Source organism: Trinickia sp. HAY1-2D (genome assembly GCF_056754935.1).
Genome location: NZ_JBPGWX010000002.1, coordinates 4,084,293 through 4,100,404, shown reverse-complemented (window position 1 = coordinate 4,100,404; position 16,112 = coordinate 4,084,293). Strand labels below are relative to the sequence as shown.

The window sequence follows — 16,112 nt, the reverse complement described above, 5'->3', positions numbered from 1 at the left end:
TGCGGATACGGACCGATAAACAACGAAACATCTATGCCTCTATGAGTGAACGAATCGGGAGCGCGAGACGCGACGAACGCGCGCTCGACTGCGGTGAGCAGGCTAACCGCCAGGTGAAAGAGACCGCGTTATTCGCGAAAATCTCGGACCGATTCCAGCGCAACGGGCCCAAAGACGTTGGCCGAATCAGGTTTCTCGTCGATTCGCCCTGGCCGCTGATCCGCTGATCCGCGGACCGCGATGCGAACGCGCCGTGCTACGCTTGTGCGGCCCGGTTACCGAGGGAGTGCCCATGTCGGTCCGTCATCCGCTTTTTGGCGTTCGTTCGACTTCGTTCATCGTTTCAGCAGGCGCAGTGGCCTGCGCCATATTCGGCAGCATTGCCTGCGGGGCCACCGAGCTTCCCGCCAAAACCCTCGTCTATTGCTCCGATGCGAGTCCCGCGGGCTTCGATCCGGCGCAATACACGAGCAGCGTCGAAAATTCGGCCGCGGCCTATACCGTCTATAACCGGCTCGTCGAATTCGAGCATGGCGGCACGAAGGTCGAACCGGGTTTGGCCGAGTCCTGGGAGGTTTCACCGGACGGCAGGTCCTATACGTTCCATCTGCGCCACGGCGTGAAGTTCCAGACGACTTCGTTCTTCAAGCCGACGCGCGAGTTCGACGCCGATGACGTCGTCTTCACGTTCGAGCGCATGCGCGATCCGAATCAGCCGTTTCGCAAGGCCTATCCGGTAGCGTTTCCCTATTTCACGGACCTGCGCCTCGACAGGACCATCGAGCGCATCGAGCGGATAGATGCATACACGGTGAGATTCAAACTGGCGTCCGTCAATGCACCGTTCCTTTCGCAGTTGGCGATGCCGTTTGCGTCCGTGCTCTCGGCCCAGTATGCGCAGCAACTGCTGAACGCGGGCAAGGCGTCGGAGATCAACAACGCTCCCGTCGGGACGGGGCCGTTCATTTTTCGCGGCTATACGAAAGATGCCTCGATCCGTTTCGACGGCAATCCCGATTACTGGAAGCCGGGCGCGGTGCGCTTGAGGCGGCTGATTTTCTCGATTACACCTGACGCGGGTGTGCGCGAACAGAAGCTCAAGCGCAACGAATGCCAGGTCATGACCTACCCGCGCCCGGCCGACATCGCCTCGCTCCAGGCCGATCCCGATTTGCAGGTGCCGTCGCAAGCCGGCTTCAATCTTGGCTATCTCGCCTACAACACGACGAAAAAACCGCTTGATAACGTCGACGTGCGCCGCGCGCTCGACATGGCGATCGACAAGCGGGCGATTCTGGCCGAGGTGTATCAGGGCGCGGGCCTGATCGCGAGCCATCCGATGCCGCCCACGCAGTGGTCTTACGACGAGTCGATCGCCGACGCGCCGCGCGGTATCGCAAAAGCAAAGCGGCTGCTCGCCGATGCCGGATTCAAGGACGGCTTCGAGATCACATTGTGGGCAATGCCGGTGCAGCGCGCTTACAACCCGAATGCGCGGCTCATGGCGGAGATGATCCAGGCGGACTGGGCGAAGATCGGCGTGAAGGCGAACATCGTGACCTACGAGTGGGGCGAATATGTGAAACGCGCGCACGCGGGCGAATACGACACGCTGCTGATCGGTTGGACGGGCGACTACGGCGACCCGGACAATTGGCTGGGCGTATTGCTGGGCTGCTCGGCCGTCGGCGGCAGCAACTTCGCGAGATGGTGTTACAAGCCGTTCGACGATCTGATCGTCAAGGCGCGGGAAACGACCGACACAGCGGAGCGCACGAAACTCTACCTGCAGGCGCAACGCATTTTCGCCGATCAACGTCCGTTCACGCCGATCGCGCATTCGCTCGTCTATCAGCCGCTGCGCAAGGAGGTGACGGGCTTCAAGATCGATCCGTTCGGACCGACGCAGTTCTGGAACGTGGGATTGCGTTAGCGCGAAACCCGGGGCCGAGGCGGCGTACTAGACCTCGCCGAATAGTTCTTCGAAGCCTTCCCTGCAAAGCTGTAGCATCGCTTCAGGGTCCCGCTTGTCATCAGGAATCTCTGCCGCCTCGCGGATCACGTCGTTCATCTCCGAGAACAGCTCTCGCACGCCTTCGCGAACCGACTTTCGCTGGTTGGCATGCAGCGTGGCCTCCAGTTCCTTCCAGATTGGAACTAGATCACTCTCGATTGCTCCGTAGAAGATCTTGAGCGTGTCACTTATATAGAGGACGTCCTGAGCGCGCTTTTTCCCTTCCCGTCTGTTCCGGATCAAAAGCTTCTGGACCACGAAACTCACTGGGTTCGGCACGCGAAGATCGGCCACAGCCTCGTAAAGCCCGGACTCTTCTTTCGGGATGGTCACAAGCCAGGGTTTGAACAGGAGAACTTCGAGGAACCGAAGCTTTTGCGCGACGACGCCCGCGTGCAGTTCGGTGGCGTCCTCCTCCCATCCTCCTTTTCCGTCGCGCTTTTTCCCGCTGCCGGTGAGCGGCGTAAGAAACTCAGCGTAAAACCCGTTTTCATTGCCACCCAGGTTGTAGCGCATCGCCGGCGGCCTGAAACCGCCAGCAAGGTTCGGTTGTTCAGTGAAGCCAGCCCCTTCCAATGCCGCCTTGATATCGCCTTCGCGCAGCTCGTGCTTGTCGTATGCCACGTCCGCGTCCTGGGTGAAGATGGGCTTGTGGTCCGCCGTGTAAGCGCGCGGCTCATAGCCATAGAGCCGGAATGCCCATCCGCCAACGAAGACAATCTGCGCGCGCCACGGCTCCAGGGTCATGGCAAGTCTGCTGAATTCCGCGAAGTCGCTCACATTTTTTCTCCCACTACTTTTGCCAGAACGCCGTGCTCGAGCTCGGCGGCCTGCTCCGCACCGCGCGTCGGTTCGGCGGAAACATCAAGCCATGTCTGGATGATGTCGGACACCCAGGCTCCATCACGCATCACGCGCCCGCGAAGCAGCGATTGCGGATACGGGTGCTGCTTCAGGATCAGATCCGGCCGTTCGCCGTCGCGTGCACGCTTCAGACCCCGCCATCGTTCTGCCGCTGCGAGATCGAGCACCCAGAGGGCCGTTATCGCGCCATGAACGTGCCCTACGCCCAGACCGTTAGCCGCGGCAAACTGGCCCAGCGTCGCTCCTTCTTCGCGCTTGAGCGTCCTTCGTAACTGCTGCTCCTCGGGCACGCCACCTGCGAGATATTTCATCGGCACGCCGACGGCCGGTTTCACGTACGCTGCCTTCCAACGTTGCGCAAGCTTGCGTCGCTGCACGATCCGCAAATGAGGTGCCAATTCGACCAAACCATCTTCTTTCAGGGCATTGATGAGCCGAGTGGCGCTCATGACAGATACGCGAGCTTCCCGCGCAAGCTCGGTCGCTGTCATGTACGTCTTTCGCGGGGCACTTATCAGGCCCTCGCGCTTGATGTCGGCCGCCAGCAGGAGCTTGAGCATCCATTGGGCGAGGTCGGAGAAAACGAGCGTCGGCGGTGCCGAATGGCTGCTGCGCCGCACGCTCGCCGGCTGCTCTTCGGCCTCCAGTTCGGGGAAATCAGCGTACAGCGGCACGTCTGAGAGGATGGCGAATGGTTCACCGCTCCCATACTCTTTCTGGAAGTCCACGAGCTTTCTGATGAGAGCGTGCGATGCGACTCCCACCCAGAGGATGACAGCTGGGCGGGATCGGTCGTGCCGTCCGTTCGCGCGTGCGCGCGACTCCAGCAGAGCCTGCGAGAATAGCGGGATCGCGCGATCGGCACGTCCTTCGGTCAGCGCCTTCAATACAACGTGATACGTCTGGCCACGGGGGCTCGTCAGAATGAAATCCGCACTCTTGCCGTCCTCGCCCTTCTCAAGGACGTCCCAACCCTGGCTCTGGAAAAGCGCATTCACGGAGTGGCGCGCGAGGCGGTCGGCAGCTCCGCTTGCGAAGTGCAGGTCGCTCATATCACTTGCCCATGTTATTTCACTTGGCCACGTTAATTCACATGGCCATGTTACTCTCGAGCTCGGTTCGAGGCAAGCAGAAAAGCCTTGGCACACAAGGGTTTCGGATATTTGGCCCGCCAACTAAAGCAGGACGGCACCACCCCCGCGAACCTAGGCCGAACGGCCAACGATGGCTCCGACGCCTAGCTCGGTACATCCGCCGTTGCTACAGTGCGTGCAACGCGCGACGCCAGGCGCCGGCCAAACGCAACAGCGCCGCACACTCGCAATAAGAGGGCGTTCGCTCTGGGCGCTCGCGATCTCAAAGGCTGATGATTCACCGGCCCGTCTCCGAGGAGAACCCCATGTCGCTTGCCGTGGTGCGCTCGCGCGCCGGCCGCTGGCCGCGCGCCCGAAGGCGCACAATTTGGAAACGGGCGAAACGACCGTTGCCGCTCCCGACGTCGTTTTGACGAAAACGCGCACGATGCTCACCATTAAGCTGCCGCTGCCGGGCGCATCGCAAGACGAAAAGCTGGAGGATCTAAACAACTTCACGCAGGAACAACGCGGCGCCGTGCTCGGCCGCAGCCAGTCATGGGTGTCGCAGCGGCTGAAGGACGAGACGCAGGACTAAAAGGTTCAAGCGCGGGCCGGTCATGATTGGCACGCGCCTCTGATTGAGGCCCTTGTTTCCGATGCCTTCGCCGATTTCCTTATCGCTCGTTCCGATGTTGCGGATCGCCTCGAGGTTTGAGTCGGAGAAGGGGCACCCCTCGTTGGTGACGAGCAGAAAACCCGTGTTGTCGTTGGCGACCAGCAAGTGGATGGCGACCTCGTCCTTCTCGCCGACGGCGTGCGCGTCGTGGGCGTGCTGAAGCAGCTCGAAAAGGACGCGGTCGCCTAGTGTGTACCGATGATCTCGTTCAGGCTCCTCACGCTCTCGTATACTCTCGGGCCGCACCGCTGCCCGTCTAAAGCGTGCTCAAGTTGCGAGCGAGTGACGCTATCAATGAGCGCTGCGGCCGACGTGAGCTGCGTCGCAGCTGTAACCATCAACTTCTTGGCGCAGCCGTCGTGCGTTTGTATCACCGAATCGTCCATACCTGGTCCCTTCGTTTGAGCTGCCTAGATAGCGCTTCGCGAAATGAAAAGCAACGTTTCGACGTTGCCGAAGTGACTTGCAGCACGGGGAACGTTGATATGGACTCGGGTCATGGCCGCCTCGCTTCATGGCTTACAGCCGCGGAGTTCCGGCGGTACTATCAATCTGCAGTGGCTCTTCCGCCAGCAGTTCGCGAACACACTTGATGATCCAAGCGATCTCGGCCGAGGAAAGGCCGGGCCCCCTTCTCGCGACCCGCGCCGGCGCTGGGGCCAACCCGCCATCATATATTTTCGACCGCTTGTTCGGGTAATCAAAGGTCAGTAATATCCGGCTACGCCGGCTAGCCGGACTACGACTTGGAGGAATGATGGAACTCAACAAACTGTTGCGCGCCGCGCGGGTCACCGCTCTCGCGGCCGCAGCCGTGACGGCATCGCTTGGCGCCGCGACGATCTCGCAGGCCGCGACGATTCCCAACAAGACCCTCGTCTACTGCTCGGAAGGCAGTCCCGCCGGTTTCGATCCCGCGCAATACACGACCAGTGTCGATTTCAGCGCCAACACGTTTACCGTGTACAACCGCCTCGTCGAATTCGCGCGCGGCGGCACGAACATCGAGCCGGGGCTGGCCGAGAAATGGGAAGTCACGCCCGACGGCAAGACGTACACGTTCCATCTGCGTCACGGCGTCAAGTTCCAGACGACCTCGTTCTTCAAGCCCACGCGCGAATTCAATGCCGACGACGTGGTCTTTACGTTCGAGCGCATGCTCGATCCGAATCAGCCGTTTCGCAAGGCGTACAACGTATCGTTCCCGTACTTCACCGATATGGGCCTCGATAAGCTCATCAAAAAGGTCGAAAAGGTCGATCCGTACACGGTTCGCTTCGAGCTGAACGAGGTCAACGCGCCGTTCATCCAGAATCTGGCGATGGAATACGCGTCGATTCTCTCGGCCGAATACGCGGACCAGTTGCTGAAAGCCGGCAAGGCCTCCGACATCAACCAGTTCCCCGTCGGCACGGGCCCGTTCATCTTCCGCAGCTATACGAAGGACGCGACGATCCGTTTCGACGGCAACCCCGATTACTGGAAGCCGAACACGGTCAAGGTCTCGAAGCTGATCTTTTCGATCACGGTCGATTCGAACGTGCGCGCCCAGAAGATCAAGCGCAACGAATGCCAGGTCATGAGCTATCCGAAGCCGGCCGACATCGCCACGCTCAAGAGCGACAGCAGTGTCGAGATGCCGAGCCAAGCGGGCTTCAACCTCGGCTATCTCGCCTACAACGTGCAGCATAAGCCGCTCGACAATGTCGATGTGCGCCGAGCACTCGACATGGCGATCAACAAGAAGGCCATTGTCGACTCGGTCTATCAGGGCGCGGGTCAGGCGGCGACGCATCCGATGCCGCCGACCGAGTGGTCCTACGCCAAGGACCTGAAGGCCGCTTCGTACGATCCCGCGAAGGCGAAGGCTTTGCTCGAGAAGGCCGGCTATCCGAACGGCTTTGAAATCGCGCTGTGGGCGATGCCCGTACAGCGTCCCTACAACCCGAACGCGAAGCTGATGGCCGAAATGATCCAGTCGGACTGGGCGAAGATCGGTGTGAAGGCGAAGATCGTGACCTACGAGTGGGGTGAGTACATCAAGCGCGGCCATGCGGGCGAGCAAGACGCTTACCTCATCGGCTGGACCGGCGACAACGGCGACCCCGACAACTGGCTCGGGACGTTGCTGGGCTGCGACGCGATCAACGGGAACAACTTCTCGAAGTGGTGCTACAAGCCGTTCGACGAGCTCGTGCAAAAGGGCCGCGCGACGACGGACCGCGCGCAGCGCACGAAATACTACGAAGAGGCGCAAAAGATCTTCGCCGACCAGCTGCCGTTCTCGCCGATCGCGCACTCGACGGTCTATCAGCCGACGACGAAGAACGTCGTCGACATGAAGATCGATCCGCTCGGCTATACGCGTTTCGATGGGGTGAGCCTCAAGTAGCCGCCGGCGTCGCTCCGGTATGTTCGATGGACGTCATTTGCGGTAACCGGAAGGTGCCGCAATCGATCCGGCGACAGAGGACATGCGCCTCTCGTCGCCGGTCGCATTTTTCCCCACGCAGATCAAGGGGCGAACCATGTTCCGATTCGTTTTGCGCCGCGTGGGAATGGTGATACCGACTTTCATCGGCATCACCATTCTCGCGTTCGCGCTCATTCATCTCATTCCCGGCGATCCGATCGAAGTCATGATGGGCGAGCGCGGCGTCGATCCCGCGATGCACGCGGCGGCGCTGCACCGGCTCGGCCTCGACGAGCCGCTGCCGTTGCAGTACATCCACTACGTGTGGCGAGCCCTGCACGGCAATCTCGGCACATCGATCATCACGAACACGAGCGTGATGGGCGAGTTTCTTGCGCGTTTTCCGGCCACCGTCGAGCTGTCGATCTGCGCGATGGTGTTCGCACTCGTGCTGGGTCTGCCGGCGGGCATCTTCGCGGCGCTCAGGCGCGGCACCGTCGTCGACCACGGTGTCATGGGCACGGCGCTGGCCGGCTATTCGATGCCGATCTTCTGGTGGGGGTTGATTCTCATCATGCTGTTTTCGGTGACGCTCGGCTGGACACCGGTCTCGGGCCGCATCGCCGTGGAGTACGACATCCCGCGCGTCACGGGCTTTTTGCTCATCGATTCGCTGTTCGTGCCCGACGAAGGTTCGTTCGTCTCGGCCGTGAGCCACCTGATTCTCCCCTCGATCGTGCTCGGCACCATTCCGCTGGCCGTCGTGGCGCGCATGACGCGCTCATCGATGCTCGAGGTGCTGCGCGAGGACTATATCCGCACGGCGCGCGCCAAGGGGCTCTCGCCGGCGCGCATCGTCATCGTGCATGCCCTGCGCAATGCGCTGATTCCCGTCGTGACGGTGATCGGGCTGCAAGTCGGCACACTGCTGGCCGGCGCGGTGTTGACCGAGACGCTCTTTTCGTGGCCCGGCATCGGCAAGTGGCTCATCGACGCCATCGGCCGGCGCGACTATCCGGTCGTGCAAGGCGGCATCCTGCTGATCGCCACGCTCGTCATCATCGTGAACCTTGCCGTCGATCTGCTCTACGGCGTGCTCAATCCGCGCATCCGCCACACGCGCTAGCGAGGCCCCGACATGGCAGACATACAAAACGCAATTCCCGAGGCCGTGACACCGGCGAGCGGCCGCAGGCTCGCCGCCCGCGAGTTCTGGCACAACTTCTCGCGCAATCGCGGAGCGGTGGCGGCGGGCGTCATCGTGCTCGTGTTCATCGTGCTCGCGGTGGCCGCGCCGATGGTCGCGCCGCATAGTCCCATCGAGCAATATCGCGAGTTCGTCAAGATTCCGCCCGCATGGCTCGCGGGCGGCAATTGGCACTTCGTGCTCGGCACGGACGAGGCGGGCCGCGATATCCTGTCCCGCCTCATCTACGGTGCGCGCATGTCGTTCTGGATCGGCTGCGTGTCCGTCGTGCTGGCGCTCATTCCGGGCATCGTGCTCGGGCTCGTCGCCGCCTTTTTCGACAAATGGGCCGATACGCCGATCATGCGCCTCATGGACGTGCTGCTCGCATTGCCCTCGCTGCTGCTCGCGGTGGCCGTCGTCGCCATCATCGGACCGGGTCTCGTCAACACAATGTTCGCGATCGCGATCGTCGCGCTGCCCGGCTATGTCCGCTTGACCCGGGCGTCGGCGCAAGGCGAGCTGCACAAGGAGTACGTGCTCGCGTCGCGCGTGGCCGGCGCGGGGACGTTGCGGCTCATGTTTTCGCAGGTGCTGCCCAATTGCACCGCACCGCTGATCGTGCAGGCGACGCTCGGCTTCTCGTCGGCTATTCTCGATGCGGCCGCGCTCGGTTTTCTCGGCCTCGGCGTTCAACCGCCGACGCCCGAGTGGGGCGCGATGCTCGCCTCCGCACGCGATTACATCGACAACGCCTGGTGGATCGTCACGATGCCGGGTCTCGCGATACTGATCTCGGTGCTGGCGATCAATCTGCTCGGAGACGGGTTGCGCGATGCGCTCGATCCCAAATTGAAACGGATGGGATGAATGGAACGACCCCCACACTCACCGCGGGATACTGCCATGCGCGACCTTCTGACGATCCGCAATCTGTCGGTCACGTTCGGCGGCGCGCCTGCCGTCGACGGCGTCAACTTCTCCATCGCACCGGGCGAGGTCGTCGGCGTCGTCGGCGAATCGGGCTCGGGCAAGAGCGTGACGATGATGGCGGTCATGGGGCTCATCGACGCGCCGGGCATCGTGACGGCCGATGAAATCGCCTTCGACGGGCGCGATCTCATGAACGCCTCGCCCAGGGAGCGCCGCAAGACCGTGGGCAAGGACATCGCGATGGTGTTTCAGGACGCGCTGACGAGCCTCAACCCGAGTTATACGGTCGGCTACCAGATCAAGGAGGTCCTGCGGCTTCACGAGGGCCTGCGCGGCGCGGCGCTGGAAGCCCGCGCGCTCGAATTGCTCGATCAGGTCGGCATTCCCGATGCGAAAAACCGCCTCGGCGCGTTCCCGCATCAGCTCTCGGGCGGTATGAACCAGCGTGTCATGATCGCCATGGCCGTCGCCTGCAACCCGAAGCTGTTGATCGCCGACGAGCCGACGACGGCGCTCGATGTCACGATCCAGGCGCAGATCATGGACTTGCTCGTCAGCCTGCAAAAGCAGCGCGGGATGGCGCTCGTGCTGATCTCGCACGATCTTGCCGTCGTCTCGGAGGTCGCCCAGCGGGTTGCCGTGATGTACGCGGGCGAGATCATCGAGACGAATCGCGTTCCCGACATCTTCGCGAGCCCTCACCACCCGTATACCGAGGCGCTGCTCGCGGCGATTCCCGAGCATAATTTCGGCGCGAAGCGTCTCGCGGCGCTGCCGGGTATGGTGCCCGGCCGGGACGACCGGCCGCGCGGGTGCCTGTTCGCGCCGCGCTGTAAGTATGTCGTCGACGATTGCTGGAAAGGCCGGCCCGAACTCGCGGCGCTGGAAGCGGGCAACGACGGCATGCGTGCGCGCTGCATCAAGCCGCTCAATCTCGATTCGATTCGCTCGACCCACGGAGGCGCACGATGAACGCAGTACCCGAAGCACCGCGTGCGCCCGAGCGCGGCGACACCGTGCTCGTCGCCGAGGGGCTGACGAAACACTATCCGGTGCGTCGCGGTCTCTTCGGCCACGCCACGGTGAAAGCGCTCAACGACGTCTCGTTTGCGCTCTCGCGCGGCAAGACGCTGGCCGTCGTCGGCGAATCGGGCTGCGGCAAATCGACGCTTGCACGCCAGTTGACGATGATCGAGACACCCACCTCGGGGCGGCTCGTCATCGAGGGCGAGGACGTTGCCGGTGCGTCGCGCGAGCGCATTGCCCAGTTGCGCCGCCATGTGCAGATGGTGTTCCAGAACCCGTTCGCGTCGCTCAATCCGCGTAAGACCGTGGAGCAGACGCTCGGCGAGCCGCTCGCGATCAACTCGGCGCTCTCGGCGTCGGAGCGCGCCGGACGCGTCGCTCATATGATGCGCACGGTCGGGCTGCGGCCCGAGCATGCCAAGCGCTACCCGCATATGTTTTCGGGCGGGCAGCGCCAGCGCATCGCGATCGCGCGTGCGATGATTCTGGACCCGCGCATCCTCGTGGCGGACGAGCCCGTCTCCGCGCTCGACGTCTCGATCCAAGCGCAGATTCTGAATCTTTTCATGGACCTGCAAGAGCAGTTCAAGACGAGCTACGTGTTCATCTCGCACAACCTGGCCGTCGTCGAGCATATCGCCGACGACGTGATGGTCATGTATTTCGGCGGCATCGCCGAGCTTGGCCCCAAGCAGACGATCTTCGCCAATCCGCGCCACCCGTATACGCGCTCGCTGATGTCGGCGACGCCGGCCATTTTCGAGTCCGACCGCCGCATCCAGATCAAGCTGCAAGGCGAGCTGCCGTCGCCGCTCAATCCGCCGTCGGGCTGCACGTTCCATCAGCGTTGTCCGTATGCGATCGAGCAGTGCCGCGTCGAGGAGCCGCGCTTGCGGGACGTCGACGGGCGTCTCGTGGCTTGTCATCGCGCCGAGGAGGTGGGGGACGCGGATGCCTGATGCGCAGGCGGCGCGGCACGTGCGTGGCGGCGCGGCCGCCGGCATGCGGCGGCGCCGCTTGCGCGCGTTCGTGTTGGTGCTGCTGCTGTCGAACGCCGTCGACTGCGAGGCGCAGGCGGTGCTCGGGCTCGCGCGCGCGGTGGCCGGACCGAGCGGCACCGCGATGCCGCCGGTGCGTCTTCCGGGTTCGGCCGTTGCCGCGCCCCCGGCGGCGCCTGCCCCCGTCATTCCCGGGTTTCACGGGCCGCCCGAGGCGTCGAGCACGAGTGCGAGCGGGCCGGTGGTCGCGCAGCCCGCGCATATGCCGTTTTACGTGGCGACGAAGGGTACGACGACGATCTACGTGCTTGGCACGCTGCACGTCGGCGATCCGGCCGACTATCCGCCGAGCGCGCCGTTCAGACGGCCGATGCTGGCGGCGCTTGCCGCCGCCCCCACGCTCGCGCTGGAACTTTCGCCGGACGACCTCATTGCCTCGCAAGACGACGTATCGAAATACGGCGTGTGCAACTACGCTTGCCTTCCGCGGCTTTTACCGGCGCCGCTCATGCGCAAGCTCGCCGCGCGGCTGCGCGAGAACCCGGCCGCGCTGCGCGAGATCAAGAAGACGCGGCCGTGGCTCGCGGCACTGCTCGTCGAGACTTATGGATCGTTGAGCGCGGGTCTTCAGACCGAATATGGCACCGAGGCCCAGCTGCAAAACGTCTACCTGCGCTCGCGCGGCAAGGTGGTCGGTCTTGAGACGCTCGGCGAGCAGATGCGCGCGTTCACGAATCTGACGCTGGCCGAACAGCGCGAAATGCTCGCGCAGGATCTGGAGGAGACGCCGGAGCAGACGGTCGACGATGTCAAGACGCTTCACCGGCTCTGGCGCGTGGGCGATGCCGATGCCATTTCGGCGTGGGCCTCGGCGAAGTCCGAACGGCTCGCGTCGTCGAAGGCCGCTGCCCGTTCGCTCGACAACAAGATCGTCTTCGAGCGCAATCGCCGGTTCACGGCGCGCATGGTCCAGCTCGCCGCGCCCAATCGTCCGATATTCGTGGCGATCGGCGCGCTGCACCTGGGTGGGCCGAAGGGTGTCCTCGCGCTGCTGCGCGAGCGGGGGTTCGTCGTCGATCCGGCGTGATGGGCACAGGTGCGCGGGCGTTACGTACGCAAGGTCCAGGCGGGTTGCACGTCGATGTTGTTCGATTCGAGGACGGCACGCAGCCGGCGCGCGAACGCAAGCGCGTGCGGACCGTCGCCGTGCAGGCACAGCGTGCGCACGTTGAGCGGCACCCACGTTCCGTCGACTGTGCGCACGCGTTTGTCGCGCACCATCGAAAGCACATGGTCGAGCATTTCGTCTTCCGATTCGATCAACGCGCCGGGTTCGCTGCGCGGCACGAGCGAGCCGTCGGCGCGATAACCGCGATCGGCGAAGCCCTCCTCGATTGCCGCGAGGCCGGCTTGTCGGGCCGTTTCGATGAAACCACTGTTGGCGAGACCGAAAATGGCCAGCGACGGATCGAAGTCATGCACGGCCGAGACGATCGCATCGGCGATCGCCGAATCGCGCGCCGCCTGATTGTAGAGCGCACCGTGCGGCTTCACGTGCACGATGCGGCCGCCTTGAGCCTGCGCAATGGCCGCGAGCGCGCCGAGCTGATAGAGGATGCCGGCGTAGATGTCTTCGGCCGGCAAATCCATTTCCTTGCGGCCGAAGTTGGCGGGGTCGTGAAAACTCGGGTGCGCGCCGATGGCGACACCCTTGGCAAGCGCGAGACGCACGCAGTCGCGCATCGCGTTGGAGCCGCCGGCATGCCAGCCGCACGCGATATTCGCCGAGCTGACGAGATCGAGCAGCGCTTCGTCGGAGCCGCTGCCTTCGCCAAGATCGGCATTCAAATCGATTTCCATGACTTCCTCGTTCAAGACCGCTCAAGCGGCGCGTGCCGACTGTCGCAACCGCTCCTCATACATGACCATCGCGACATCGATCTGGCGCAGATAGGCGCGCTCTTCACCGAGGGCGAGGACGGCTTCCTCGCGAGAGCTCGGTACGAACCGTACGCTGCCGTTCAATCGCAGTTGCGCGAGTTTCCATAAATCCGCCTGAATGACGGCTCCGATGCGCGGATACCCGCCCGTGGTCTGCGCATCGGCCAGCAACACGATGGGCTGCCCGCTCGGCGGCACCTGGATCGTGCCCGGCAAGACAGCGTGGGAAGGCAAATCGCCTTGCGCTTCGCGCGCGAGCGCCGAGCCCGAGAGCCGGTAGCCCATGCGGTTGCTCTGCGGCGTCACGCGCCACTCGTCGGACCATAACGCTTCATGCGCGAGCGCCGTGAAGCTTTCATATTCGGGGCCGCGCAGCACGCGTATCGCGACCGCACGCTCGGCCCCGGCCAGATGCTTGCCGCGCCGGACCGGTTCCTGGCCGGCCGCCGCGAAGCGGCACCATTGAGGTGCCTTGACGCCGAAGGGCGGCGCCTGCACGGGGATGCCCGAGCCCGGTTGTGTCGACGGCGTGCCGACGGCGAGACGATCGCCTTCGTGCAACACCCGTCCGCCGAGTCCGCCGAAGCGCGCGCACAGGTCTGTGCTGCGCGAGCCGAGCATCGGCAGCACATCGATGCCCCCGCGCACGCAAACATAGCAGCGCATGCCACGCACGGCCCCATGCAAGATCAGTTCCTGTCCCGCCCGCACGGGAAGGCTCCACCACGCATAGATGGGCTTGCCGTCGAGCGAGGCGTCGAACTGCGCGCCGGTGATCGCAACGCGTGCGGCTTGCGTGAAGCGCAGCGCGGTCGGCCCCATCGTCACCTCGATGGCCGCGGCCTGCGGCGCATTGCCGACGAGCCGGTTACCGACTTCGAGCGCGAGCGTGTCGAGCGCGCCCGCCGTGGCGATGCCGAGATGCCGGTAGCCGGGGCGGCCCAGATCCTGCACCGAAGTCAGGATGCCTGCGCGAAGTACTTCGATCATCGTTCGATCTCCGCAATGGTGAAGCGGACGCGATCGCCGGGTTGCAAGAGCGTGGGCGGTGTGGCAGCGGGATCGAACAGCGTCACGGCCGTTCGGCCGATCAAGTGCCAGCCGCCCGGCGACGCAGCCGGATAGATACCGGTCTGTGCGCCGCCGATCGCCACGGAGCCCGCCGGAACTTCGATCCGCGGCACCGCGCGGCGCGGCGTATGGAGTGCGGGATCGAGCCCCCCGAGGTAGGCGAAGCCCGGCTGAAAGCCGAGAAAGAACACGACGTATTCGCCCGCGGCATGCCGCTTGGCGAGTGCTTCCGCGTCGAGCCCCGTGTGCCGCGCCACATCGGCGAGATCCGGCCCGGATTCGCCCCCGTAATGCACGGGGATCTCGACGAGGCGGCCCGCCGTCGCGGCGCTTTCGGCGCTTTCCCAGGCTGTCGCCAGCCCGCCGGCCAGCGTTGCGCTATCGGCCGCGAGCGGATCGAAGACGATCGTCAGATTGTTCATGCCGGGAACGACTTCGACGACGTGCGGCCAGTGCCGCGCAATCTCGGCCATGGCCCAGAGGCGCTCCTGGCACTCGAGCGTGGCGGGGGGCGGCACTTCGCAGACCAAGGCTGCGTCGCCGAACGGAAAGATGCGGGGTGGGGTCATCGCCGGAGTCTCGTTGACATCGATCCAAAAAGGGCACGCCAAAGCCGCCGCTCGTTCCTTTCTAACGTATTATCGATAAAATATCGATAATTTACAAATGAGAGTTTTCGCCAAGCGTGCGGGCGGCGCGCGCGTCGTACACTGCGACCATCATCGTTTCGTCGTATTCAAAGTGGCTGCCATGTCGCGTCAACCGACCAAGATCGTGTCCTCGGAGCACCTCGTTTCCGAGACCAGTGCCGAGCTGTCCGAGTTCGAGTATGGACTCATCATGGCGAGCAATGCGTTCAATCGCTGGATGGTGCGCTGCATGGCAGCCGCCGGCGGCAAGGACATGACGCCTGTCGAGGTGTCGTTGCTGCACCATGTGAGCCACCGGGACCGCAAAAAGAAGCTCGCCGACATCTGCTTCGTGCTGAACATCGAGGATACGCACGTCGCCACGTATGCGTTGAAGAAGCTCGTGGCTAGAGGGTATGTAAAAAGCGAAAAGACAGGCAAGGAAGTGTTCTTCTCGGCGACCGCCATCGGGCGCGAGCTCTGCGCGCGGTACCGCGATGTCCGCGAGCGTTGCCTCATCGCCGCGCTCAAGGAAAGCGGCCTCGTCAACGAGCAGATCGGCGCGGCGGCGCAACTCATGCGAAATGCATCGGGCCTTTACGATACGGCTGCGCGCGCGGCGGCTTCGCTGTAGCGGCGCGGCGGCGCTCAGTTCATTTGTCTGGGCGGGCGCGCTCAGGTCGTAAAGCGCGCGCGCTCGCCCGTTTCGGTGACGATGGCATCGAGCGGCAGATCGTGCGGCTCGCGCGGCAGCGAGGCGATGCGGCAGGCGTCATAAGCAATGCCGACGGTCGCTGGGCGGCTCGTGCCTGGCCATCCCGCCAGTGTGCGATCGTAATAGCCGCCGCCGTAGCCGAGCCGGTAGCCGTCGTCATCGAAGCCCACGCATGGAATCAGCAGCAGGTCGGGCAACACGGCGGGTGTGTCGAGCGGCTCGGGTATCCGGTGATGGCCGATTCGCATCGGCGTATCGGGTGCCCACGCATGAAAAACGAGGGCATGGCCTTTCATCGCGATGACGGGCAAAGCGGCTTGCCGGCGGATGTCTTGCGCGAGCCAGCGCGAGAGTGCGTCGCGTGCGTCGAATTCCCCCGGCAGCGGCCAATAGAACCCCACCGTGTGCGGCGCGAAGCGCTCGAGCGCTTCGAGCACATGCATGCCGAGCGCCGCATTCGCGCCGGTTGCCGCAGCCGCCGCGTGACGCACGTCACGCAAGGCTTTGCGCAGTTCGGCTTTCGAATTCGACGCAACGTTGCGTGCTATGCTGTCGCTCAATTTTTGCTCC

15 protein-coding genes are annotated in these 16,112 nt (G+C 63.8%); 9 read left to right on the top strand and 6 right to left on the bottom strand.

The window, feature by feature from the left end; translation table 11 throughout:
• The first annotated feature begins 292 nt into the window (after positions 1-292).
• On the top strand, positions 293-1,933 hold the full coding sequence (locus ACR9ZC_RS26040; RefSeq protein WP_481582471.1) for an ABC transporter substrate-binding protein: 1,641 nt from the start codon (positions 293-295) through the stop codon (positions 1,931-1,933).
• A 27-nt stretch (positions 1,934-1,960) separates the two neighbouring features.
• Here ACR9ZC_RS26040 and ACR9ZC_RS26035 read toward each other — a convergent pair whose 3' ends face one another.
• Together ACR9ZC_RS26035 and ACR9ZC_RS26030 are read right to left on the bottom strand one after the other, a co-directional pair.
• A complete protein-coding gene (locus tag ACR9ZC_RS26035) occupies positions 1,961-2,794 on the bottom strand; it encodes a GSU2403 family nucleotidyltransferase fold protein (RefSeq protein ID WP_481582470.1) in 834 nt (277 codons plus the stop codon).
• Positions 2,791-4,026 (bottom strand): RpiR family transcriptional regulator, encoded by a 1,236-nt coding sequence (locus ACR9ZC_RS26030; RefSeq protein ID WP_481582469.1) that lies wholly within the window; start codon positions 4,024-4,026, stop codon positions 2,791-2,793. Before ACR9ZC_RS26030 ends, ACR9ZC_RS26035 begins: the two co-directional genes overlap by 4 nt.
• 373 nt (positions 4,027-4,399) lie before the next feature.
• Here ACR9ZC_RS26030 and ACR9ZC_RS26025 point away from each other — a divergent pair, with 373 nt between their 5' ends.
• The 7 genes from ACR9ZC_RS26025 (at position 4,400) to ACR9ZC_RS25995 (ending at position 12,273) form a co-directional block, all read left to right on the top strand.
• A complete protein-coding gene (locus ACR9ZC_RS26025) occupies positions 4,400-4,549 on the top strand; it encodes a hypothetical protein (RefSeq protein WP_481582468.1) in 150 nt (49 codons plus the stop codon).
• 838 nt (positions 4,550-5,387) lie between these two features.
• Entirely contained in the window at positions 5,388-7,022 is a 1,635-nt protein-coding gene (locus ACR9ZC_RS26020) for an ABC transporter substrate-binding protein (RefSeq protein ID WP_481582780.1), read from the top strand.
• A gap of 136 nt (positions 7,023-7,158) precedes the next feature.
• Positions 7,159-8,169 carry an ABC transporter permease subunit gene (locus tag ACR9ZC_RS26015; protein ID WP_481582467.1) on the top strand — a complete coding sequence of 337 codons (1,011 nt, stop codon included), beginning with the start codon at positions 7,159-7,161 and terminating at the stop codon, positions 8,167-8,169.
• A gap of 12 nt (positions 8,170-8,181) precedes the next feature.
• Positions 8,182-9,099: an ABC transporter permease subunit gene (locus ACR9ZC_RS26010; protein WP_331572073.1), complete on the top strand. Its 918-nt coding sequence runs from the start codon at positions 8,182-8,184 to the stop codon at positions 9,097-9,099.
• Positions 9,100-9,135: 36 nt separating this feature from the next.
• Positions 9,136-10,134 carry an ABC transporter ATP-binding protein gene (locus ACR9ZC_RS26005; RefSeq protein WP_481582466.1) on the top strand — a complete coding sequence of 333 codons (999 nt, stop codon included), beginning with the start codon at positions 9,136-9,138 and terminating at the stop codon, positions 10,132-10,134.
• Positions 10,131-11,147: a peptide ABC transporter ATP-binding protein gene (locus ACR9ZC_RS26000; RefSeq protein ID WP_331572069.1), complete on the top strand. Its 1,017-nt coding sequence runs from the start codon at positions 10,131-10,133 to the stop codon at positions 11,145-11,147. Before ACR9ZC_RS26005 ends, ACR9ZC_RS26000 begins: the two co-directional genes overlap by 4 nt.
• Positions 11,140-12,273 carry a TraB/GumN family protein gene (locus ACR9ZC_RS25995; RefSeq protein WP_481582465.1) on the top strand — a complete coding sequence of 378 codons (1,134 nt, stop codon included), beginning with the start codon at positions 11,140-11,142 and terminating at the stop codon, positions 12,271-12,273. The genes ACR9ZC_RS26000 and ACR9ZC_RS25995 overlap by 8 nt, the downstream gene beginning before the upstream one ends.
• Before the next feature lie 20 nt (positions 12,274-12,293).
• On the opposite strand, the gene pxpA is transcribed toward ACR9ZC_RS25995, so the two are convergent.
• From pxpA to pxpB, 3 genes are read right to left on the bottom strand one after another with little or no spacing between them, the layout of a single operon-like run.
• Positions 12,294-13,046, bottom strand: coding sequence for a 5-oxoprolinase subunit PxpA (pxpA, locus tag ACR9ZC_RS25990; RefSeq protein ID WP_481582464.1), 753 nt, complete (start codon positions 13,044-13,046; stop codon positions 12,294-12,296).
• A 21-nt stretch (positions 13,047-13,067) separates the two neighbouring features.
• Positions 13,068-14,117, bottom strand: a complete 1,050-nt coding sequence (locus ACR9ZC_RS25985; protein ID WP_481582463.1) for a 5-oxoprolinase subunit C family protein — start codon at positions 14,115-14,117, stop codon at positions 13,068-13,070.
• Positions 14,114-14,767: a 5-oxoprolinase subunit PxpB gene (gene pxpB, locus ACR9ZC_RS25980; RefSeq protein ID WP_481582462.1), complete on the bottom strand. Its 654-nt coding sequence runs from the start codon at positions 14,765-14,767 to the stop codon at positions 14,114-14,116. The genes ACR9ZC_RS25985 and pxpB overlap by 4 nt, the downstream gene beginning before the upstream one ends.
• Positions 14,768-14,948: 181 nt before the next feature.
• Here pxpB and ACR9ZC_RS25975 point away from each other — a divergent pair, with 181 nt between their 5' ends.
• Positions 14,949-15,461, top strand: a complete 513-nt coding sequence (locus ACR9ZC_RS25975) for a winged helix DNA-binding protein (protein ID WP_481582779.1) — start codon at positions 14,949-14,951, stop codon at positions 15,459-15,461.
• Positions 15,462-15,502: 41 nt separating this feature from the next.
• Here ACR9ZC_RS25975 and ACR9ZC_RS25970 read toward each other — a convergent pair whose 3' ends face one another.
• On the bottom strand, positions 15,503-16,102 hold the full coding sequence (locus tag ACR9ZC_RS25970) for a 5-formyltetrahydrofolate cyclo-ligase (protein ID WP_481582461.1): 600 nt from the start codon (positions 16,100-16,102) through the stop codon (positions 15,503-15,505).
• Positions 16,103-16,112: the final 10 nt, after the last annotated feature.